Below are 21,690 nucleotides of genomic sequence, written 5' to 3' on the forward strand. Positions count from 1 at the left end.
ACGAAGAGGTTAACGAGATGGAAGTTATTCTGCTCGAAAAAGTAGCAAACCTTGGTTCACTGGGTGACAAGGTCAAAGTAAAGGCCGGTTACGGTCGTAATTTTCTGCTGCCGTATGGCAAGGCTGTTCCGGCAACTGCCGACAACCTGAAGGCGTTCGAAGAGCGTCGTGCAGAGCTTGAAAAAGCTGCCGCCGAGAAGCTGGCCGAAGCCCAGGCTCGTGGCGAGAAGCTGGAAGGCGCCTCCGTCACTATCACCTCCAAGGCTGGTGAAGAAGGTAAGCTGTTCGGTTCTATCGGTGTGCGTGACATCGCTGATGCGATTACCGCCACTGGTACCGAAGTCGAGAAAAGCGAAGTTCGTCTGCCGGAAGGTCCACTCCGTGTGGTCGGCGAGTACGAAATTGAGCTTCAGCTGCATTCCGACGTGACCGTTGCGATTAACTTGGCTGTTGTTGCAGAGTAAGCAGTCGAGTAAATTGCACGTCAGGCGGTAACGCCGGGTTTCGACCCGGCGGCAGCCATACAAGCCCGGAATCCGCTCAGTTGGATTCCGGGCTTGTTGCTTTGTGGTGTATGATTTGTCCTTGCCCTAGCTAGACGAAGAAGTTTCCATGGCCAATCCGAATTTCAAACCGGTAAACAGCGACCCCGAAACCAGCCGGATCAAGGTTCCGCCTCATTCTGTTGAGGCCGAACAGGCGGTTCTCGGTGGCCTGATGCTGGACAACCGCAGATTTGATGAGATCTCGGAAATGATTTCCGCGGTCGACTTCTATCGCCAGGACCACCGGCTGATCTTCGGCGCTGCAGAACGCCTTGCCAGTGAGAGCGAACCGCTGGATGTGGTTACGCTGACGGAATTCCTGGAGCGTGCAGGCGATATTGAAGACGCCGGAGGGCTTTCCTACCTGGCAGAGCTGGCAGAAAAAACCCCGGGTGCCGCCAACATTCGCGCCTACGCGGAGATTGTGCGCGAGCGTTCAATACTGCGGCAGCTGGTGCAGGTATCCGGGCAAATCTCGGATTCGGCCTTCAATCCCCTGGGGCGAAACAGCAACGAGATACTGGACGAAGCCGAGCGCAATGTCTTCCAGATTGCTGAATCCCGGGTAAAGGAAGGCACCGGCCCGCAGACCATCAATCCGATTCTCACCAAGGCTCTCAGCCGTATCGAGGAGCTGTTTGAATCCGGCGAAACCACAACCGGCCTGACCACAGGGTTCAAGGATCTGGACGAGTGGACATCCGGTATGCAGCCGTCCGACCTGTTGATTGTGGCAGGGCGACCCTCCATGGGTAAGACCACCTTTGCCATGAACATCGTCGAGAACGCGCTGATCAGCACCAGCACGCCGATTTTGGTGTTCAGCATGGAGATGCCCGCGGATGCACTGGTGATGCGTATGCTGTCGTCCCTGGGACGGATCGACCAGAGCCGGATCCGCAGTGGCAAGCTGGAAGAGGATGACTGGCCCAGGCTTACCTCGGCCGTCAGCCTGTTGAAGGACAAGCCGCTTTACATTGATGACACGCCGGGCCTGAGCCCGACGGAGATGCGCTCTCGCGCCCGCCGTATTGCCCGTGAGAACAACGGCCAGCTTGGCCTGATCATGGTGGATTACCTTCAGTTGATGCGGGTGCCGGGTAACACCGAGGGCCGTACCGCCGAGATTTCCGAGATTTCCCGGTCCCTTAAAGGCATCGCCAAAGAGCTCAGTTGCCCGGTGGTAGCGCTTTCCCAGCTCAACCGCAGCCTGGAGCAGCGGCCCAACAAGCGCCCGGTGAACTCGGACCTGCGGGAATCCGGCGCCATCGAGCAGGATGCGGACGTGATCATGTTCGTCTACCGCGACGAGGTATACAACGAAGACACGTCCGACAAGGGCATCGCCGAGATCATTATCGGCAAGCAGCGGAACGGCCCCATTGGCACCGTTCGCCTGGCCTTTATCGGCAAGTACACCAAATTCGAAGACCTGGCCCACGGCGATTACGGCGGGGATTATTGATGCCACGGAAGACCGTTGCCCGCATTGATACCGGGGCACTTCGCCATAACTATCGTCTTGCCTGCAGGCTGGCCAGCCCGGCCCGGGCAATGGCGGTCATCAAGGCTGATGGCTACGGCCATGGCATAGGTGAAGTGGCACGGGCGCTGGCGGATGAAGCTCCGAAGTTTGCCGTTGCCTGTATTGAAGAGGCTCTGGCCATCCGGGAGGCGGGTGTTGATCATGCGGTGGTATTGCTGCAGGGTCCGCACAGCGTCGAGGATGTCGCCACCAGCGCCCGTGAAGGTTTCGAAATGGTGGTGCACAGCGGCTACCAGCTGGACTGGCTGGAGCAGGCACCGGCCACGCCGAAGTTCTGGCTCAAAGTGAATACCGGAATGAACCGCCTGGGGTTTGCACCTGCTGCTCTGGCGCAGGTGATGGCCCGCTTGAAGGCACATGGCTCAGAAGGGCAGGTTATAGGCTTCGTCACCCACTTTGCCTGCGCGGATGACACTTCCAGTGGTTTCACCGACAAGCAGACCCGGGTCTTTGCCGAGGCCGTGGTTGACTGGCCAGCGCTGGAAAAAAGTGCCGGCAACTCCGCAGCCCACTTTCTCCCCGGCCAGCCGCTGTTTGACTGGAGCCGCCCCGGCATCATGCTGTATGGCGCTTCTCCGACGCTTGGAAAAACCGGGCCGGAACTGGGCCTTGAAGCAGTGATGACGCTGGAAGCCGAGTTGACGGCGGTTCGAACGCTCCAGCCGGGGGAATCCGTGGGTTATGGCTGCTCCTGGACAGCGGAACAGGAAACACGGATGGGAATTGTCGGGATTGGCTACGGTGATGGTTACCCGCGCCACGCCGGCACGGATACGCCGGCCTGGGTGGCTGGTAGCCGTATACGTCTGATCGGTCGGGTGTCCATGGACATGCTGGCGGTAGACCTGACCAACTCTCCGGCCGCCCGTCCAGGAGATACCGTCGAGCTGTGGGGGCGGCATGTGAGTGTCGATGAGGTGGCGCAACACGCAGGTACCATCGGCTACGAGCTGCTTACAGGTATTACAGCCCGGGTGCCCAGGCTGTATGACAGTTCCGGCGATGGGCCAGTGTAGCTCAGGAAGCAACTTCCGGCTCGTGGATGATTTCCTCAATGAAATCGAGAATGGCCGCCAGGCTGCGGTCATCCAGTTTTTTCAGTACCTTGTGGACCACCATCTTGCTGCCTTTGAGCATGCTGCTGATGCCCATCCTGGCCATGCCCATCAGCATGCTGCTGGCATTCAGCCGACGCAGGGGTTCCAGGAAGAAAAAGTCCAGGCCGTTATCGGTCATCTCGACAATCAGTTCAAACAGCTTGTCGATGGCTTCCTTGTCGGCCTTGCCCCGTTCGCGGAGTTCGCTGACAGTGTAAAGGGCGCGGGTGCGCAACTCATCCGGTATGGGCGCGACGATGTGGCTTTGTTGTTTCAGCATATGGGATCCTGTTGTTGTATGCTCGTAGGGTCTGCTCGGTTCTCCGATACGCATTCTATGGGTTGGGGCACAGGTGCCATTGGCTTGAACGGTATCAGGTACCCGTCATATCAGTGATATCCCGGGTATGCGTTCCAACCGTCGGCTTGAACGATTACAGTATGGATAAAGACAGTCGACCGAAACCGGAGGCAATGAGCGCCCGTGCACGTTCTTGTTGTTCATGATTATGGCCCGTTGGGGCGGGTTTTGCTGGAGCGCTTGAGAAAAACGTCGCTTCACGTCAGTCCGTTGCTGATCAGTGAGCTGGAAACGGCGGATCTCACAGCACTGGACGGCTGGATTCCCCAGGATACTGACCTGATTGTGAACGCGTTATGGCTGGCCAACCCGGAAATTGCCGAACAGGATCCAGAGGCTGCCCATAAGGTATCCTTTTCGCTGCCTGTTGCGTTGGCGGAGTATGCCCGCGACCGGAACATGGCCCTGCTGCAGCTGTCGACCTGTTACGTGTTCGATGGCCGCAAGCAAAGTGCCTATATCGCTTCCAACCCTGGCCAGCCCAGCAATGAGCTGGGTAATTGGCAGTGGGAATGCGAGCAGGCAGTACGAACGCTTTTGCCCCGCCATATTATCCTGCGAACGGGCTGGAGCCTGGGGCGTTTTATCCGCAAGGTACAGTCCGTGGCGGCGCGCTCCGATGTCATCAAGCTGCCCGGCAAGTGCCATGGTCAACCGGTGACCGTAAGCGATCTTTCCCGGGTGATGACCGCGATTATTCAGCAGATTGATTGTGGTGCCGAGGTATGGGGAACCTACCAGTATGCCGGTGCAGAGGATATCTCGCTCTATGAGCTGGGCCTGGCCATCACCGGGCTGAGTGGTATTCCCGATGGATTGCGGGTGGTGGATGAGATGCCGGCCTGGGCCGCTCTCGAGCCTGCCAATACCACGATGATCTGCACCAAGATCCGCAATACCTTTGGCGTCAAACAGCTGCCCTGGCGTTCCGGGCTGGCGGAAGAGCTGGAGTTACTTTCGCTGAATGGGGACAGGGAGCTGATTGACGAACCGGCGAGCTGACGGCACCCGGTTCGTGGTCAAGGCAGACAGCGTCATCAGGTGTTCTGACGCGAAAATTCCCGGGTGACTGTCTGCAGTGCTTCCACATCCAGAAGCTCTACCTCCCGCCCCCGGGCGCTGATAATGCCCTGATTCTGGAAACGGGTGAACACCCGGCTGACGGTTTCTACCGCCAGGCCCAGGAAATTGGCAATGTCGTTGCGCGCCATGGGCAGGCTGAAGTTGGTGCCGGACATGCGGCGACGCTGGAACCGGCTGGACAACGACAGCAGCAGTGCCGCAATCCGCTCCTCTGCCGTATTCTTGCTCAGTAACATGGCCAACTGATGGCTGCCCTGGATTTCCTGGCTCATCAGGTGATACATGTGGTGCTGGAGATCCGGCAGGCTACTGGTGAGTTCTTCCAGCTTGTCGACCGGAAACTCGCAGACACTGGTGCGCTCCAGGGTCTTGGCGGTGCAGGCATAGTACTTGCTGCCCAGGCTGTCCAGGCCCACCAGTTCGCCGGGCATGAAGAATCCGGTTACCTGCTCCTCGCCATTCTCACTGATGATGGACGTCTTGATGGCCCCGCTCTTGACCGCAAAGCAGGAGCGAAACGGCGTGCTCTGGTCGAAGATATGCTCGCCGCGATTGAAAATCCGGCCCTGCTGGACAATATCTTCAAGACGGTCAAGTTCATTTTCTTCCAGAGCCAGGGGGAGGCAAAGATTGCTGAGACTGCACTGGTGACAGGATGCCTTGAGGGGGGACGCCTGGTGGAGTCTGATAGGTTGGGCCATGGTAGACGAGCCATCCATTATTGATTCATGTCAAAACCGTACTCTATTACGAACAGTAGGCTTTGCCAATGACTAATGCCATTGACAATTATAAGCATATACCCATTCAGCGGCGCTGAACGGGCCTGGGCGGTCAGTTCGATCGGATTGGCAAAAAATCCTCAGATTTTTTCGAACACCAGAGAGGCGTTGGTGCCGCCGAACCCGAAACTGTTGGACATCACTGTACTGAGATCTGCCTGTTTGGCGTCCGGCCCCACAACCGGCATGCCGGCGATGGTCTCGTCCAGGTTCGTCAGGTTTTTGGTGCCGGCGATAAAGCCGTTCTGCAGCATGATCAATGAATAGATCGCTTCTTGGACACCGGACGCCCCCAGGGAATGGCCAGACAGGGACTTGGTGGAGGAAATCTGCGGTATTTTGTCGCCGAAGACGTTCCGTACGGCTTTCATCTCCGCCACATCACCCACCGGTGTGCTGGTGCCATGGGCGTTGATATAGTCCACCGGCGCTTTCACCGTGGCCAATGCCTGCTGCATGCAGCGCATGGCGCCTTCCCCGGACGGCGCCACCATGTCGTGGCCGTCTGACGTGGCGCCGTAACCCACCAGTTCCGCAATGATGGTTGCACCACGATTGCGGGCGTGCTCCAGCTCTTCCACCACGACCATGCCACCGCCGCCGGCGATCACGAAGCCGTCACGGCCACTGTCGAAGGGTCTTGAGGCCGTTTCCGGAGCATCGTTGTACTTGGTGGACAGGGCACCCATGGCGTCGAAGAGCATGGTCAGGCTCCAGTCCTCTTCTTCACCGCCACCGGCAAACACAATGTCCTGCTTGCCGGCCTGGATCTGTTCGGCGGCATGGCCGATACAGTGGGCACTGGTGGCACAGGCTGACGACATGGAGTAGTTCACGCCGCGAATCTTGAAAGCCGTGGCCAGGCAGGCTGATACCGTGCTGGTCATGATCCTGGGCACCATATAGGGTCCGATGCGCTTCACGCCTTTCTCACGCATGATATCCACCGCTTCCACCTGGCTGGCGCTGGACGCACCGCCGGATCCGGCAATCAGGCCAGTTCGATCGTTGGATACCATGTCATCCGTCAGCCCGGAGGAGGCGATGGCCTGCTCCATGGCGAGGAAACTGTACATTGCCGATTGGCCCATGAATCGTCGGGTCTTGCGGTCGATGACCGAAGTGTCCACATCAACGGAGCCCGCAACCTGGCTGCGGAAGCCCATGTCCCGATAGGTCTCGTTGAAGCGGATACCGGATTTACCGGTTTTGAGGCTTTCCAGCACCGCTTCGGTGGAGTTGCCGAGGCAGGAAACAATGCCCATGCCAGTGATTACAACCCGTCTCATACCTTCCTCCTTTAAAAGGTCTGCTCCGAAAACCGGGCAGATCCTTTTCGCGTCTGACTGTAACTACCAGTCTAGGCGCTTTGGCGTTCGGGCGGTATTTGACCTTGGTAAGGGAGAAACCACTACCTGAAGGAGGCGTCAGGGTTTCTCATTTTTGGCCTGTTGGCGCTCGGCCTCTTCCCGGGCCTCTTTTTCCACCATCTCAGGTGTTTCCAGGGAGATGCGCCCCAGCTTGCCGGAACGGAATTCATTGAGCAGTATCTCCGACACCTTGTGCAGGTCCGGAACGCCGCCACGACCGAGGAATCGTCGCTTCAGTGCAATGCCGTCCATCAGTGCCAGTCCGTCCTGTGGCCTTTCCTCAAACCCGTAGCGCGCCATCACCAGTTCCGGGTACGCCTCCAGCAGATAGTCCGCCTCGAACATGGCCACGTCCTCGAACTCGATCACCGCACTCCGGATGGCGCCACTGATGGCCAGCCGATAACCACAGGCTTCCGGCGACAGCTTGGGCCAGAGGAACCCCGGGGTGTCATACAGCAGCACATTGCCTGGCAGTTTGATGGTCTGCTGTGCCCGCGTCACGGCGGGTTCATTCCCGGTCTTGGCGGCCGGTCGGCCAGCGATGGTGTTGATCAGTGTGGACTTACCGACATTGGGAATGCCCAGAATCATCACCCGCAGAGCCCGCTTCTGACGATCGTGGCCAGGCGTCATCTCACCCGCCAGGCGCAGGATATCCAGTGCTTCCGCCCGCTGGTTGTGGGTCATGGTAATGGCGCGCACGCCACGCTCCTGCTCCAGCCAGGTCAGCCACCGGTCGGTGATGGCCGGGTCGGCAAGATCACGCTTGTTGAGCACCTTGATCACCGGCGTATCGCCCCGCAGGGCAGGGACCAGCGGGTTTTCACTGCTGAACGGCAGACGTGCGTCGACGACCTCAATGATGAGATCCATCTGGGGCATTATCTTTTTGATCTCCTTGCGGGCTTTGTGCATATGCCCTGGAAACCAGTTAATGGCCATGTTTGGTACTCCGGAAATGGCTGAACGGCGCCATTATGGACGGGAATGACTAAATTTTCACATTTCTCTTAACCCGCCTGTGGCGGGAGCTGAGGGTTTCGAGGGTGTGAAGTGTGTATAAAAAGAGGAGGGGTCGGGGTGAAATGCCCAGTTGTTTTGTTTTAGGGTGTAGTTCTCGCAAACCTAAAGCGACCAAAAACCAACTAGTGGAGATATCTATGAAGCTCGTGAAACTGTTCGGAATTGCCCTGATTGCACTTGGGTTGTCTTCTCCGGCGATGGCGCAGCAATCTGGCGGGCAGCCGGACCAGGTTGATCAGCTGGCGCAGATGGTTGGCCTGAGTGACGACCAGCAGAAAGAAATCCGTGGCATCATCGAAGAGATGCAGGCTGAGATTCAAGAGCTTCAGGGCGAAGCCCAGCAACTGCAGCAGCAGATCCAGGCGCAGATCAAGCCGGATTATGACGAAGACGAGATTCGCGAAAAAGCGGAAGAGCTTGGTGACGTCACTGGCGAGATGACAGCCATGTCCACCCTCATGCAGGCCAGGGTTGATGCAGTCTTCACTGAAGCGCAGCGCGAAGAGCTGAACAAGCGTATGCAGCAAATGCAGCAGCAGATGCAACAGCGCCGCCAGATGCAGCAGCAACAACCGCAGGGTATGCAGTAAGCCCCGGTAGTATCGCCTGCCTTCCGGGTTAACACCCGGAGCATGAAAAAACCGCCCTGGCTTCTGGCCCTGGCGGTTTTTTTGTGCCTGTAGCCTGCTGGTTGGGAGTCAGGTCGCGGCGGGAAGGGCCTACACCGGTGCGACTATCGCCAATCTCAGAAGGCTAGGGGAACGAGAACTCCAAAACTCACCCCCGAATGCCGAACGGCTTAACCAGCACAATAAGCCGAGGCAACAGGGTAAGGGCGCCAACCAGAGCCATAAACATGGCAAAGCCGGTGAACAAACCGAAGTAGATGGTCGGAATAAAGTTCGAGAGCACCAGGATTGAGAAACCGGTGATGATCGTCAGCGAGGTGAAGAACATCGCCTGACCGATACTGCGGTGGCAGCGGTGCATGGTGGCGATGTAGTCGCCGTCTTTCTCGAACTCGGTCTTGAAGCGGTGGATATAGTGGATGGTATCGTCCACCGCAATCCCCACGGTAATCGCCGCCACCGTAATCGTCATCATATCCAGCGGAATACCCAGCCAGCCCATCAGACCCAGCACCGAGCCCGCGGCAATCAGGTTCGGCGCCATACCGATCAGCGCCAGCTTTATCGACCGGAACAGGATCAGGAACATGATCATGATGGCCAGGAATACCACGCCCAACGTCTTGATCTGGGACTCGAACAGGCTTTGCAGCATGTTGTTGTACATCACCGTCATCCCCGTGAGCTGGATCTGGTTGTCTTCAAAGCCCATTTCTTCGGTCAGGTGAGTACGTATGCGGTCCAGCAACGCCTGGCGGCGCAGGTCCGGTGAGGTCTCCAGAATGCGGATACTGAAACGGGCCTGGTCGTGTTCCTCGCTGATGTAGGGTGTCAGCAGGATATCCTGCAGATCGTCTGGCACCGCCGAGGGCACAAAGGCCAGCTCCAGGGCGTTCAGGGGCTCGCCGCCGTTGACCTGGGCCAGTATGTCCAGCGTGGTTTTGATCGACTGTACCTTGCCGGTTGCCGCCAGGCTGTCCAGATAATAGTGTACCTTGCTCAGGCGGTCCATCTTCTGGTAAGTGAACCAGGTATCCCGGTACTCCTCAGCGCCGTCGCAGTCGTCCACAAACGGGTCGCAGTCGCTGGCGAAGGGGTCACCGCCGCTGGCGCTTTCCGGGGGCTTGTCGTCCGTTATTACCACGTCCAGCGGGGTGGTGCCGCCCAGGCGGTCGTCGATGGTGATCATGCCCTGGTGGATTTCAGTGCTGGACTTGAAGTAGTCGATGAAGCTGTTTTCCACTGACAGGCGGTTGAGGCCGATGACGCAGAGTATGGCGAGGATGCCAGACCCAACCAGTACGGTTTTGCCATAGTGCTCGGTAAACCGTGCAAACATGTCGGTAAAGGGAACCCGGTCCGAGCGCACCCGGTCGTCCACCGGTGGCGGCAACAGCGCCAGCAGCGCCGGGAAGATCACGAAGGTGATGAGAAAAGCCACGGCCAGGCCAATGGTCATCATCCAGCCGAAATCAATGACCGGGCGGATGCCGCTGAAGGTGAGCGAGCCAAAAGCGACGATGGTAGTGATGGCCATGTAGAAGCAGGGCTTGATCATCGCCAGCAGGGTATTGCGAAGCGTGTCCCTGGGCGAGGCATCCGGCTCGTCGTGCTGGAATTCCCGGTAGCGAACGATCAGGTGGATGGTCAGCGACAGGGTCATGATCAGCAACAGCGATACGAAGTTGGAGGAGATAACTGTAACCGGCCAGCGCGCCCAGCTCAGATATCCGATCACCAGCCAGACAGTAAAGCTGCAACACAGCAATGGCACCACGACCCAGCGCCACTGGCGAAAAATGATCGCCAGGGTCAGCAGCAGGAATACCAGTACGCCGATGCCAAAGGTGGAAAGATCGTTCTCGATAAAGCGAATCATGTCCGCGACGATCATAGGCACGCCGCCCAGGTAAATTTCGGCCCGGTCCCGGTAGCTGTCGAGAATGGCGCGAACGTTGTCGATGGTGCGGTCACGCTCTTCGCCTTGGGCTTCGGTGAACTCGATAAACTCCTGGCTCACGGCTTCCAGTCGTTGCTGTTCTTCCTCGGTAGCGTCGCCGCTGTCGACCCTGTCCCGCAGGCTGTTGCGCTCATACAGCAACTCAAAATAGCGTTCCGGGGTGGGCAGGTTAACCTGTATCGCGGTGGTTCGTCCGTCCTCGCTGATCAACAGGTTGGGGTAAAGGGGGTTACTGAGCAGGGCCTTGCGGGCGGTTTCGGGTTCAACCCCATCTTCGTCGATCGTTTTGATCTCGGAGTCCACAGTGTCCAGGGTCAGGTCCGGGCTGTGAAGCAGGGGAACGTTGAGTATGCTGTTGGTGGAGCTGACGTTGTCCAGTGCCGCCAGGTCATCCCGCAGAGACGCCAGCAGTGCCAGGCCATCCTCACTGAACAGCTCTTCATTGGGAGTAAAGGTGACAACCAGAAAGTCGTCGGAGTTGGTGAACCGTCGGTTCACTTCCCGGTACTGCTCCAGGGAGCGGTCGTTCTCGAGAACCAGGGATTCGGCCGAGGCGTCCAGACGGAACTGGTCCAGCCGCAGGCTGGCAATCACCAGCAGCACACCGAACAGCAGAAGAATCACAACGGGACGGGGGAAAATCAGCCGGTCATAAAACGATCGAAGCCAGGACATCGAAAAGAGCACCCTTCACAATGGAAACGAGTGCAGAGTGTGCCACAAAGTGTCAGTCGACGGTGACTCTGTTTGACGCTTCTTCGAGGGAATCGATCAACTGTTTCAGACGCTTACTCATGTCCGCACTTTCAGTGAGCTGGGTAACCATGCTTTCGGTGGTGTCGCGGATGCTCTGAACGTTGGCCAGCACCTGGTCAGTGGACGACGTCTGGTCGGCGGAGACGTTGGCAATTTCCTGGTTGGTCTCGTCGATGCGGCTGACGACCGAGTTGATGGCATCCAGGGATTTGCGGGCTTCTTCGGATTCATCCACACAACGGGACGCGTCTTCTGAACTGCCGGTCATCTGGGTGACGGCGGCGTCCATGGCGGTGAGCAGGCGGTCGATGGTGCCCTGAATCTGGTCAGTGGAGTCCTGTACCCGCTGCGCCAGGTTGCGAACTTCGTCCGCCACCACGGCAAACCCCCGGCCCTGTTCCCCGGCCCGGGCCGCTTCAATGGCGGCGTTCAATGCCAGCAGGTTGGTCTGTTCGGCAATGCCCTTGATTTCGGCAACCGCGTGACTGATTTCGTGGCTGTTTTCGGCCAGCGCCTGAACACTGTTTGCCGATGTCTGGATGGCCGTTGCCAACTGACGGATGGAGTCCGCACTGCGGCTGACCCGCTCGCTGCCATCAATGGCGGTGTTTCTGGCTTCGTGGGACAGGGTCTTCGCAATACCGGCCTGTTCAGCAATGCCGGTAAAGCTCTGAAGCATGGTTTCGACGACCTCGGCGCTGCGATCGGCACCGGACTGCTGGCGGCTCAGGTCGTCCCTGCGGGCTTCCGCCGCGGTTGTCAGCGCCCGTACCTCATTGTGCAGGTGGTCGATCGCCTGTTTCATGCTTTTGACCACACCCATGGTGCGGTCCTGCATGGCGTTGAAGGCCTGGGCCATCTCCCCGATTTCGTCCGTGGAGTCAACGTGGGCCCGCTCGCTCAGATTGCCGGATGCCTGAACCGAAACCATGGTCTTTTTCAGGCGGTACACGTGTCGTTCGATAAAAGAAATCAGCAGTTGCGAGCCGGCCATCTCCAGTACCATCAACACGGCCACCACCAGCGCGAAGCCTCCGGCGGTTTCACTGAAAACGGCCGAGAAGGACTGGTCAGTCAGCCCGGCTATGGTGTTCATGGCGTAGAGCACCAGCAGGCAGAGCACTACGAACACAACGATATTGAGCAGCCAGAACTTGTATTTAAGCCGGGCATTCCTGAGCAGTTGTAGCATGGAGGATCTCAGTCAACGGCTTTTACGGGGATTTGCTGTGCTTTCGATGAAGCGGGAACTTCCGGCACAGCAAGGCCAAGGTTGTTCTTCTCGAACACCCGGTCGGCGCGATAGCTTGAGCGCACCATGGGCCCTGAGGGCACTTCCATGAAGCCTTTCTCCAGGCCGATTTCACGGTAGCGGTTGAAGTCTTCCGGGGTAACGTACTTCTCGACAGGCAGGTGGTTCTGGGTGGGGCGCAGGTACTGGCCCAAGGTCAGGATATCCACACCGACGGCCAGCAGGTCGTCCATGGTTTCCAGTATTTCTTCCTCGGTTTCACCCAGACCCAGCATCAGGCTGGTCTTGGTAAGCACGTCCGGACGGTATTTCTTGGCATGGGCCAGAACGCTGAGGGTTTTTTCATAGCCGGCGCGCGGGTCCCGCACATGGGTGGTCAGGCGTTTCACGGTTTCCACATTCTGGGCAAAAACATCCAGGCCGGAATCCACTACCTTTTCAACATGTTCCATCACTGCATCGAAATCCGGCGTCAGGGCTTCAACGGCTACGTGTGGTGTGCGTTGCTTGATGGCGGATACGCACGCTGCGTAGTGGGCTGCGCCACCGTCGTCCAGGTCGTCCCGGTCCACGGAGGTGAGCACGATATAGCGCAGACCCATGAGTTCCACGGATTTGGCGGTATTCTCCGGCTCTTCATGGTCCAGCCAGCCTTTGGGGTTACCGGTGTCGACGGCGCAGAAGCGACATGCGCGGGTGCAGACGGAGCCCATAACCATGATAGTGGCGGTGCCGTTGGTCCAGCACTCACCGATGTTGGGGCAGTGGGATTCCTGGCACACCGTGCTCAGGCGGTGTTCGCTGACGTTCTTGCGAACGGACTCATAACGCTCGCCACCGGGCATACGGGCCCGCAGCCAGGAGGGTTTGCGCTGGGTTCCTGTGTCGATAATGCCCGAACCCGACCGTTTGATTCCGTCCTTGATGGCGGAAAAACCATGTTCATTGCGGAACTTGGAACCACTGGTGACACGGGGTTTGGCATTATCGCTCATTACAACTGGACTCTTTGCGGCTGACTCGGGGCTTGGCTGATCTTAGAAGGGTAATCCGCACCCGCGAAGGATACAAGACAGGTACGGATAATCACGGGGATTCCGGGCACGACATTCGTCGTACCCGGTTGCCGGTTCAGGCCGTGGCCTTGTCCAGCGCCTGACTGATATCGGCAATGATGTCATCCACATGCTCAATGCCAATAGACAGCCGCACGAGATCCTCACTGACGCCGGCACTTGCCAGCTCTTCCGGGTTGAGTTGCCGGTGAGTGGTGGTGGCCGGATGGCAGGCCAGGGACTTGGCGTCGCCAATATTCACCAGGCGGTAAATCAGTTGCAAGGCATCGATAAACCTGGCGCCATTTTCCTTGCCACCGGTGATACCGAAGCTGAGGATACCGGAGGCGCGGCCGCCACAGATCTTGTCGCAGGTGGCCTTGTAAGGGCTGTCTGCCAGGGTGGCGTAGTTGACCCATTCAACGGACGGGTGATTCTGCAGGTAGTTGGCCACTTTTTCGGCGTTGTCGCAGTGGCGCTCCATACGCAGGCCAAGGGTTTCCAGGCCCTGCATGATCAGAAAGGCATTGAACGGAGCCAGGGCGGCACCGGTGTTACGCAACGGAACCACACGGCAGCGGCCGATGAAGGCCGCCGCGCCCAGCGCTTCGGTATAGACGACACCATGGTAGGAGGGGTCCGGCTCGTTGAGCATGGGGAATTTCGCCTTGTTGGCGGCCCAGTCGAACTTCCCTGAATCCACCACAACGCCGGCAACCGTAGTACCGTGACCACCGATGTATTTGGTGAGGGAATGAACCACGATATCGGCGCCATGCTCAATGGGGCGGCACAGGAACGGTGTTGCCACGGTGTTGTCGACGATCAGCGGAATGCCGTGTTTGTGGGCAATTTCCGCCCAGCGCTCGATGTCCACCACGTTGCCGGCCGGGTTACCAATGGATTCGCAGAACAGGGCACGGGTATTGTCGTCAATGGCCTTGTCCACGGCGTCAAAGTCATCGTGCCTTACCATGCGGCAGTCGATGCCCTGATTTGGCAGCGAGTGGGCAAACAGGTTGTAGGTGCCGCCATAAAGCTGGCCGGTGCTGACAATGTTATTGCCCACCTTGCAGATGGTCTGCAGAGCATAAAGGATAGCAGCCATGCCCGATGCCACCGCAAGTGCCCCCACGCCGCCTTCCAGTTGCGCCATGCGCTCTTCCAGTACGGCGTTGGTGGGGTTCATGATGCGGGTATAGATGTTGCCCTGGACCTTCAGGTCAAACAGGTCGGCACCATGCTGGGTGTCGTCAAAGGTGTAGGAAGTGGTCTGGTATATGGGAGTGGTAGCGGCGTTGGTGGTTGGGTCGCCGTTAAAGCCCGCGTGGAGGGCGATGGTTTCCGGTTTCATGATGTGCATCCCTTTTTATTGCGTACTGGTGTTGAGGTAGAGCGTACCGGGTGAGTATGCCACAGGCAGTGGAATGTGAGCAGAGTTTCATGTTCGTGTCATTGGCTTGTGACTTCCCTGATTTCGCGCTAGCTTCGGTCAGATATGACCCCTATCACCCAGCAACGAACAACCTTCATGAGGCACCGGCAGGCGGGGAGTGGCGTACGGCACACTCGCTGTGTCCGGGCCGCTCTGTTACTGCTGGTGCTGCTGGCGTTGGCGGCCTGCAGTGACGAGGGTCAGCAAAAGGCCGGTGATGAAGCCCTGGCGGCGGCGGATATCCGTGCACCGGAAGCGCGTATCCGGGAGCATCCGGAAACCGGCGAGAAACTGGCCCGCAAGCAGGTGCTGGTGCGTGGCAATGCCAGTGAACCGGCGTCGCTGGACCCCCATCTGGTGCAGGATACAGTGGGCGGCGCCATTGTGGTTGATCTGTTCGAGGGGCTGACCCGCAGTGGCCCAAGCGGTGATACCGAACCGGCTTTGGCGAAGTCCTGGTCGTCATCGGACAATAACCTGACCTGGACCTTCCAGTTGAGGGAAGATGGCCGCTGGAGTGACGGCACCGCTGTCACGGCCCATGACTTCGTGTACGGCTGGCGGCGGGCCGTAGACCCGGAGGTGGGGTCCAACTACGCCTACTACATCGAATCTGCCGGGGTGGCCAACGCCGGAAAGATCATTGCCGGGGAGAAAGCACCGGAAACCCTGGGTGTGCGTGCCCTCGACGATTTCACCTTCGAGGTGTCCCTGGCCGAACCCATCACTTACCTGCCGGACATGACCGTTCACTACACCATGTTTCCCGCCCCCAGGCAGGCCATTGACGCTCACGGCGCGGACTGGACCAAGCCTGGAAACATGGTCTCCAACGGCGCCTACCAACTGGACACCTGGCACCTTGGGGAGAAGCTGGTGGCGGCCCGCAATCCCCATTATCGCGAGGATGACAGCACCCTAATCGATCGGGTGGTGTATTTGCCCATCGAGTCGGCCTCTGCCGAGCTGCAGCGTTACGCCAGTGGGGAGCTCCACATGACCTCCACGGTGCCGGTTTCCCAGATGGCGCGGTTGAAAAAAGAAAGGCCGGATGAACTGGTGATGGCGCCGAGCATTGCCACCTACATGTACACCTTCAACGTAAACCGGCCGCCGTTTGATGACGTGCGTGTTCGCCGGGCCCTCACTTACGCCATCGACCGAAACATCATCGTCAGCTACATCACCCGTGGGGAACAGATGCCGGCCTTCAGCCTGACCCCGGCCTATGTCAGTGGCTTCGATTTCCGGCAACCGGACTACGGCACCTGGAGCCAGCCAGAACGGGACGAAGCAGCACGCCTGGAGCTCAGGAAGGCTGGTTACACTGAAGACAATCCGCTGGAATTCGAGCTGCTCTACAACACCGATGAAAGCCACAAGGCGCTGGCCATTGTGATCAGCCAGATGTGGAAGGAAAAACTGGGCGCAAAGGTCACCATCAGGAACCTGGAGTGGAAGACCTTTCTCTCCGAGAAGCAGGCTGGCAACTTCGGTATGGCCCGCCATGGCTGGAAAGGGGACTACAATGAAGCGTCCACCTTCCTGACGTTGTTAACCAGTGACAGCGGCAATAATGATGGCGGCTGGAGTAATCCCGAATACGATCAACTGCTGCTGGATGCCCGCTCCAGCGAGGATCCGAACCCTTATTATGTCAGGGCGGAGGAAATCCTGTGGCAGGAATTCCCGGTGGCGCCGGTGTATTTCAACACCACGGTGGCCCTGGTGAGCCCAACGCTGAAGGGCTACCCGGAGAATAACCCCCGAAACATTATCTACAGCAAGGATATGTACATCACTGCGGACTGAGGGAAGCCATGTTCAGTTTCATAATCCGGCGTTTGCTGGTAGCGGTGCCCACCGTTCTGGCATTGATTACCGTCTCTTTCGTGCTGATGCACGCAGCGCCGGGTGGCCCGTTCACCAACGAGCGTAATGTCCCCGAAGCGGTGATGGAAAACATCGAAGCCAAGTACAACCTGGATAAGCCTCTCTGGCAGCAGTACTTTATCTACGTAGGCAACGTCGCACAGGGTGATCTGGGGCCCTCGTTCCGCTACAAGGACTTCACCGTCAACGAGTTGATTGAATCCAGCTTTCCCCGCTCCGCCTATATCGGTGCCTGGTCCTTCCTGTTTGTGGTGGTGTTCGGGGTGGGGCTGGGTGTTGTCGCCGCCCTGAAACAGAACCGCTGGCCGGACTACACCGTGATGACCGCCGCCATGACCGGGGTGGTGTTCCCCAACTTCGTGATGGCGCCGCTGCTGGTGCTACTGTTTGCCGTTACCCTGCGCTGGCTGCCCGCCGGTGGCTGGGAAGGTGGACAGGTGGAATATATTGTGATGCCCATCATCGCCATGGCAACTTCCTACATCGCCCAGGTGGCGCGGATCACCCGCAGCAGTATGATCGAGACCCTACGCAGCCCGTTTATTCGTACCGCCCGGGCCAAAGGTATCCCGCGACACAAAATCGTACTGCGCCATGCGCTCAAGCCGGCACTGATCCCGGTGGTGTCCTACCTGGGCCCAGCTTTTGTTGGCATCATTACCGGCTCGGTGATTATCGACCAGGTCTTCTCCACCGGTGGCATTGGTCAGCACTTTGTGAATGGCGCCATTAACCGGGATTACTCGCTGATTCTCGGTGTCACCATTCTGGTGGGTGTTCTCACCATCCTGTTCAACGCCGCGGTGGATATCCTTTACACCTGGCTGGACCCGAGGGTGCGGTACTGATGTTTTTCTCTGACAAGCACGCCGGGATGGGTGAGCTGGCGGACACCCTGGCAGACGATGCCTATACCGAAGGCCGCAGCCTGTGGCGCGACGCCCGCCGGCGGTTCATGAATCACCGGGCAGCGGTGGCAAGCCTGGTGGTACTGGCACTGCTGCTGTTGTTTGCGGCTTTTGGCCAGCACCTGTCACCCTGGGACAACGAGTCCATCGACTGGGCCAGCCTGCCGAACCTGGATGAAGACGGCGTGCCGAGCCTGGCCAGCCAGCACTACTTCGGTCTGGACCCCATTGGCCGCGACCTGTACCAGCGCACGGTGCAGGGCAGCCGGATATCGCTGATGGTGGGTGTGCTCGGGGCACTGACGGCAGTGATTATCGGCACGCTGTACGGCGCCATTTCCGGCTACGTGGGCGGGCGAACCGACGCCATCATGATGCGCACCCTGGAAGTGCTCAGTGCCTTCCCGTTCATGTTCCTGGTGATCGTGCTGATGGCGGTCTTCGGGCGCAATGTGCTGCTGATCTTCATCGCCATTGGCGCGGTGAGCTGGCTGAACATGGCCCGTATCGTCCGCGGCCAGACCCTCAGCCTCAAGCGTAAGGAGTACATCGAGGCCGCCATGGCCGTGGGCGTGCATCCCATCCTGATCGTTATGCGCCACATCGTGCCCAATGTGCTGGGGGTGGTGATTGTCTACGCCACTTTGCTGGTGCCGGAAATGATCCTGTTCGAGTCCTTTATCTCGTTCCTCGGGCTGGGGGTGTCGGAACCCTACACCTCCTGGGGCGCGCTGATTTCGGAGGGGGCGGATGCCATGTGGACTGCTCCCTGGACGCTGATCTTTCCCATGCTGATGCTGGTGCTCACCCTGTTCTGTTTCAATTTCCTCGGCGACGGGCTGCGGGATGCCCTCGACCCCAAAGACCGCTGAGCCGGCAGGAACCCGATTTATGGCAATGCTGGAAGTCAACAACCTCAAAGTGGATTTCGACACGCCGGACGGCACCCTGCAGGCGGTGCGGGGGCTCAGTTACCATTTGGAGGCCGGGCAGACCCTGGGGATCGTGGGGGAGTCCGGCGCCGGCAAGAGTCAGGGCGTGTTTGCCCTGATGGGTCTGCTGCCGGACAATGCCCGGGTGAGTGGCGAGGTGCTGTTTGAAGGCGAACAACTGCTCGGCCTGTCGGAAAAACGTATGAACCGGATCCGCGCGGCCCGCATCGGCATGATCTTCCAGGACCCGATGACCTCCCTGAACCCCTTCATGAAGGTCAGCGACCAGCTCACCGAGGTGCTGGTGCAGCACAAGGGCATCAGCCGCAAACAGGCGCTGCGGGAGTCTCTGCAGATGCTGGATGCGGTGCGTATCCCGGAGGCCCGCAACCGCATCCACCGGTATCCCCATGAATTTTCCGGTGGTATGCGCCAGCGGGTGATGATTGCCATGTCCCTGCTGTGCCGTCCACAGCTGTTGATTGCCGACGAACCCACCACCGCCCTGGATGTAACGGTGCAGGCCCAGGTGATGGGCTTGCTGCGGGAACTGCAGCAGGAATTCAACACCGCCATCATCCTCATCACCCACGACCTGGGCGTGGTGGCGGGAAGCTGCGACCAGACCCTGGTGATGTACGGCGGCCAGATGATGGAATACGCCGCCACCCGGGACCTGTTCCGCGACCCGACCCATCCCTATACCATAGGGCTGATGGGGGCGATTCCGCGTATCGACGAGCAGATTGACGAACTGGTCACCATTCCCGGCAATCCGCCCAATCTGATGAATCTGCCGCCCGGCTGTCCGTTCTTCAGTCGCTGCCCGGTGGCCGAGCCTCGTTGCTATCACGAACTGGACCGGCCGGAGCATTTTGAGCCGGACCGGATAAGGGTATGTAACCTGCCACGGGAGGCCGTCCGATGAGCAAACAGCAGCCCCTGCTGGCGGTTGAAAACCTGCAGGTAACCTTTGACATCATGCCCCGCAACGCCTGGCCCTGGACCCGCCCGGAGCAACTGCGGGCGGTGAACAACGTCAGCTTTACCCTGAATGAAGGGGAGACGCTGGGTATTGTGGGCGAATCCGGCTGCGGCAAGTCCACCCTGGCAAGGGCTATCATGGGCATGGTCCCCAGCCAGGCAGGGAAGGTGGTCTGGCTGGGCGAAGACCTGCGGGGCCTGAGTCTGAAACAACTGCGCAAACGCCGCCAGCGCCTGCAGATGGTGTTCCAGGACCCGCTCGCATCCCTGTCGCCCCGCATGACCGTTGGCGACATCATCGCCGAACCCCTGCGCACCCACTACCCGGAGATCAAGGGCGCGGAGTTGAGGGAGAAAGTGGACGCCATCCTGGACCGCGTCGGCCTGCACTCTCACCAGAAAAACCGCTACCCCCATGAGTTCTCCGGCGGCCAGTGCCAGCGGGTAGGCATTGCCCGGGCGCTGATCCTGGAGCCGAAACTGATCATCTGCGACGAGCCCGTCTCTGCGCTGGATGTATCCGTGCAGGCCCAGGTCATCAACCTGCTGAAAAGCCTGCAGCGGGAGATGGGCCTGTCACTGATCTTCATCGCCCACGACCTGAGCGTGGTGAAACACATCAGCGACCGGGTGATGGTGCTGTATCTGGGCAGCGTAGCTGAAAACGCCACGCGGTCTGAACTGTTCGCCAACCCCCGACATCCCTACACGCAGGCCCTGATGGCCGCCGTGCCGATTCCCGACCCGGAGAGGGAGAGGGCGAAACCCCCAGCGGAATTGGAAAGCGATCTGCCATCTCCCATGGACCCGCCCAGTGGCTGCGTTTTTCGCACACGCTGCCCGCTGGCAACGGAGTATTGCAGCAGGGAGGTGCCGGTACTGGAAGACAAGACCGGGGCAGGGCATTGGGTGGCTTGTCATTTTGTGGAGAGAGATCCAGGATGAGAATGCCGCCTGAACTACTCCAGTGATTTGGACACAATGCCTGACGGGGGGCTTTCCCGGCCACTTTGGTCTACCACGGTGATCGCGAAGTGCCAGTGCCCCTTGGGCAGATCCTGAAAAGTGTAGGAATCCTGGTCGCTATCCACTTTATGGACGTTGCCCAGTTTTTTTGCGCTGTTGCCATACAGGATTCTGTAATGGTCAATTTCACTGAGCGCTATCGATGTACCATCCACTCGGGTCAGCGGGGCGGTCCACGACAGGCTTATGGTTTTGTTGGAGGCCTTGGGTTCCGTTCTGGCAGCAGGTTTGGAATCGGGAGTGATCACGGTGTTCGAGATGGGAATGCCAGCACCATTGGCAAGGTCGGTAATCGTCAGGTAGGCAAAAGCACGGCCTTTGTTTTCGCGATACTCCATGATCAGCGGTAAGCGCTGCCCGGCACTCAGTGAAACGTCGTGACTATGATGCTGTTTGCCCTGGCGCTTCCATTGGTTGATAACGGCCTCGTTACCGATATAAAGCTTAACACCGTCGTCGGTGTTGGTGGTAAACCGATATTGCCGCGTCCCTTTTCGATGGGGTGCCGTGAACAGCCCGCTCCAGCGCACACTGAAGCCATCCGCCGGGACCCCCTTCATTGGGTTGCTGGAGCTCCAGTTGAACTTGATGTTCGAGTCCACGCGGGAGTGGACCAGGTAATTGAAGTTATTGCCTTTGTAGTATTCGCCGAAAAAACCGGGAGTGGGATTGGTTTCGTTGGCGGATGTAGTGGCGGCAATGGCAAGAAAAAGGGAGCCTGCAATGTAGATCAGTTTTCTGAAAGTCATCGTGAGCCTCTTTTAATTGTTTTAAGCAGGAAGCGCTATTCCGGAGCGAACCTCTATGCGGGTGGAACGTATGGAGTATGCCAGCGTGGTTTTAAAAACCGGGATCAGGGTAGACCCGTTAGTGCGGAGTGTTTAATTAAGAATTGTTCAGTTTGTAACCGGGCAGGTATTAAAAAAGGGCCCACGCTTGCGCGAGGACCCTTTTGTAATGCTGGTAGCAAGGGGCGGAGTCGAACCGCCGACCCCGGCATTATGAGTGCCGTGCTCTAACCAACTGAGCTACCTTGCCATTTCGTTGCGG

19 protein-coding genes and 1 tRNA gene are annotated in these 21,690 nt (G+C 58.7%); 10 read left to right on the forward strand and 10 right to left on the reverse strand.

The annotated features are described in order from the left end of the window. The first annotated feature begins 17 nt into the window (after positions 1–17). From rplI to alr, 3 genes are all read left to right on the forward strand, one after another. Positions 18–464 (forward strand): 50S ribosomal protein L9, encoded by a 447-nt coding sequence (gene rplI / locus QPL94_RS13510; protein ID WP_137437460.1) that lies wholly within the window; start codon positions 18–20, stop codon positions 462–464. A gap of 148 nt (positions 465–612) precedes the next feature. Beyond that, a complete protein-coding gene (gene dnaB / locus QPL94_RS13515) occupies positions 613–2,010 on the forward strand; it encodes a replicative DNA helicase (protein ID WP_285358066.1) in 1,398 nt (465 codons plus the stop codon). After that, on the forward strand, positions 2,010–3,107 hold the full coding sequence (gene alr, locus QPL94_RS13520) for an alanine racemase (RefSeq protein ID WP_285358069.1): 1,098 nt from the start codon (positions 2,010–2,012) through the stop codon (positions 3,105–3,107). The genes dnaB and alr overlap by 1 nt, the downstream gene beginning before the upstream one ends. A 1-nt stretch (position 3,108) precedes the next feature. On the opposite strand, the gene QPL94_RS13525 is transcribed toward alr, so the two are convergent. After that, complete coding sequence (locus tag QPL94_RS13525; protein WP_285358070.1) at positions 3,109–3,468, reverse strand: hypothetical protein; 360 nt, start codon at positions 3,466–3,468, stop codon at positions 3,109–3,111. Between the two features lie 204 nt (positions 3,469–3,672). Between QPL94_RS13525 and QPL94_RS13530 the strand changes: the two genes are divergently transcribed. After that, positions 3,673–4,551, forward strand: a complete 879-nt coding sequence (locus QPL94_RS13530; protein WP_137437464.1) for a sugar nucleotide-binding protein — start codon at positions 3,673–3,675, stop codon at positions 4,549–4,551. Positions 4,552–4,586: 35 nt separating this feature from the next. On the opposite strand, the gene fnr is transcribed toward QPL94_RS13530, so the two are convergent. The 3 genes from fnr to ylqF all read right to left on the reverse strand — a co-directional run bounded on the left by fnr (position 4,587) and on the right by ylqF (position 7,729). Beyond that, on the reverse strand, positions 4,587–5,333 hold the full coding sequence (fnr, locus tag QPL94_RS13535; protein ID WP_285358071.1) for a fumarate/nitrate reduction transcriptional regulator Fnr: 747 nt from the start codon (positions 5,331–5,333) through the stop codon (positions 4,587–4,589). A 161-nt stretch (positions 5,334–5,494) separates the two neighbouring features. Further along, on the reverse strand, positions 5,495–6,703 hold the full coding sequence (gene fabB / locus QPL94_RS13540) for a beta-ketoacyl-ACP synthase I (RefSeq protein ID WP_285358073.1): 1,209 nt from the start codon (positions 6,701–6,703) through the stop codon (positions 5,495–5,497). 138 nt (positions 6,704–6,841) lie between these two features. Further along, positions 6,842–7,729 (reverse strand): ribosome biogenesis GTPase YlqF, encoded by an 888-nt coding sequence (ylqF, locus tag QPL94_RS13545; RefSeq protein ID WP_285358074.1) that lies wholly within the window; start codon positions 7,727–7,729, stop codon positions 6,842–6,844. Between the two features lie 218 nt (positions 7,730–7,947). On the opposite strand from ylqF, the gene QPL94_RS13550 reads away from it, so the two are divergent. Then, positions 7,948–8,400, forward strand: a complete 453-nt coding sequence (locus tag QPL94_RS13550; protein ID WP_285358075.1) for a Spy/CpxP family protein refolding chaperone — start codon at positions 7,948–7,950, stop codon at positions 8,398–8,400. A 187-nt stretch (positions 8,401–8,587) separates the two neighbouring features. Here QPL94_RS13550 and QPL94_RS13555 read toward each other — a convergent pair whose 3' ends face one another. The 4 genes from QPL94_RS13555 to QPL94_RS13570 all read right to left on the reverse strand — a co-directional run bounded on the left by QPL94_RS13555 (position 8,588) and on the right by QPL94_RS13570 (position 14,816). Further along, the gene (locus tag QPL94_RS13555; RefSeq protein WP_285358076.1) at positions 8,588–11,074 is read right to left on the reverse strand and encodes an efflux RND transporter permease subunit; all 2,487 of its coding nucleotides are present in this window, start codon (positions 11,072–11,074) and stop codon (positions 8,588–8,590) included. Between the two features lie 52 nt (positions 11,075–11,126). Then, a complete protein-coding gene (locus QPL94_RS13560; RefSeq protein WP_285358078.1) occupies positions 11,127–12,347 on the reverse strand; it encodes a methyl-accepting chemotaxis protein in 1,221 nt (406 codons plus the stop codon). 8 nt (positions 12,348–12,355) lie between these two features. Continuing rightward, complete coding sequence (lipA, locus tag QPL94_RS13565) at positions 12,356–13,402, reverse strand: lipoyl synthase (RefSeq protein WP_137437471.1); 1,047 nt, start codon at positions 13,400–13,402, stop codon at positions 12,356–12,358. 136 nt (positions 13,403–13,538) lie between these two features. Continuing rightward, positions 13,539–14,816, reverse strand: coding sequence for an O-acetylhomoserine aminocarboxypropyltransferase/cysteine synthase family protein (locus QPL94_RS13570; RefSeq protein WP_285358080.1), 1,278 nt, complete (start codon positions 14,814–14,816; stop codon positions 13,539–13,541). 144 nt (positions 14,817–14,960) lie between these two features. On the opposite strand from QPL94_RS13570, the gene QPL94_RS13575 reads away from it, so the two are divergent. Genes QPL94_RS13575 through QPL94_RS13595 form a run of 5 tightly spaced genes read left to right on the forward strand, consistent with a single transcriptional unit; the run spans position 14,961 to position 20,559 of the window. Beyond that, positions 14,961–16,709 carry a peptide ABC transporter substrate-binding protein gene (locus QPL94_RS13575; RefSeq protein ID WP_285358081.1) on the forward strand — a complete coding sequence of 583 codons (1,749 nt, stop codon included), beginning with the start codon at positions 14,961–14,963 and terminating at the stop codon, positions 16,707–16,709. An 8-nt stretch (positions 16,710–16,717) separates the two neighbouring features. Further along, the gene (oppB, locus tag QPL94_RS13580; RefSeq protein WP_285358082.1) at positions 16,718–17,638 is read left to right on the forward strand and encodes an oligopeptide ABC transporter permease OppB; all 921 of its coding nucleotides are present in this window, start codon (positions 16,718–16,720) and stop codon (positions 17,636–17,638) included. Continuing rightward, on the forward strand, positions 17,638–18,570 hold the full coding sequence (oppC, locus tag QPL94_RS13585; protein ID WP_285358083.1) for an oligopeptide ABC transporter permease OppC: 933 nt from the start codon (positions 17,638–17,640) through the stop codon (positions 18,568–18,570). The genes oppB and oppC overlap by 1 nt, the downstream gene beginning before the upstream one ends. A gap of 19 nt (positions 18,571–18,589) precedes the next feature. Then, complete coding sequence (locus QPL94_RS13590) at positions 18,590–19,558, forward strand: oligopeptide/dipeptide ABC transporter ATP-binding protein (RefSeq protein ID WP_285358084.1); 969 nt, start codon at positions 18,590–18,592, stop codon at positions 19,556–19,558. Next, on the forward strand, positions 19,555–20,559 hold the full coding sequence (locus QPL94_RS13595; protein ID WP_285358086.1) for an oligopeptide/dipeptide ABC transporter ATP-binding protein: 1,005 nt from the start codon (positions 19,555–19,557) through the stop codon (positions 20,557–20,559). Before QPL94_RS13590 ends, QPL94_RS13595 begins: the two co-directional genes overlap by 4 nt. 14 nt (positions 20,560–20,573) lie before the next feature. On the opposite strand, the gene QPL94_RS13600 is transcribed toward QPL94_RS13595, so the two are convergent. Together QPL94_RS13600 and QPL94_RS13605 are read right to left on the reverse strand one after the other, a co-directional pair. Beyond that, positions 20,574–21,389 (reverse strand): PA14 domain-containing protein, encoded by an 816-nt coding sequence (locus QPL94_RS13600; protein WP_285358088.1) that lies wholly within the window; start codon positions 21,387–21,389, stop codon positions 20,574–20,576. 212 nt (positions 21,390–21,601) lie between these two features. Further along, a tRNA-Met gene (locus QPL94_RS13605) sits at positions 21,602–21,678 on the reverse strand. Positions 21,679–21,690: the final 12 nt, after the last annotated feature.

Origin of the sequence: Marinobacter sp. SS13-12, from assembly GCF_030227115.1 — a bacterium.
Lineage (GTDB): Bacteria > Pseudomonadota > Gammaproteobacteria > Pseudomonadales > Oleiphilaceae > Marinobacter.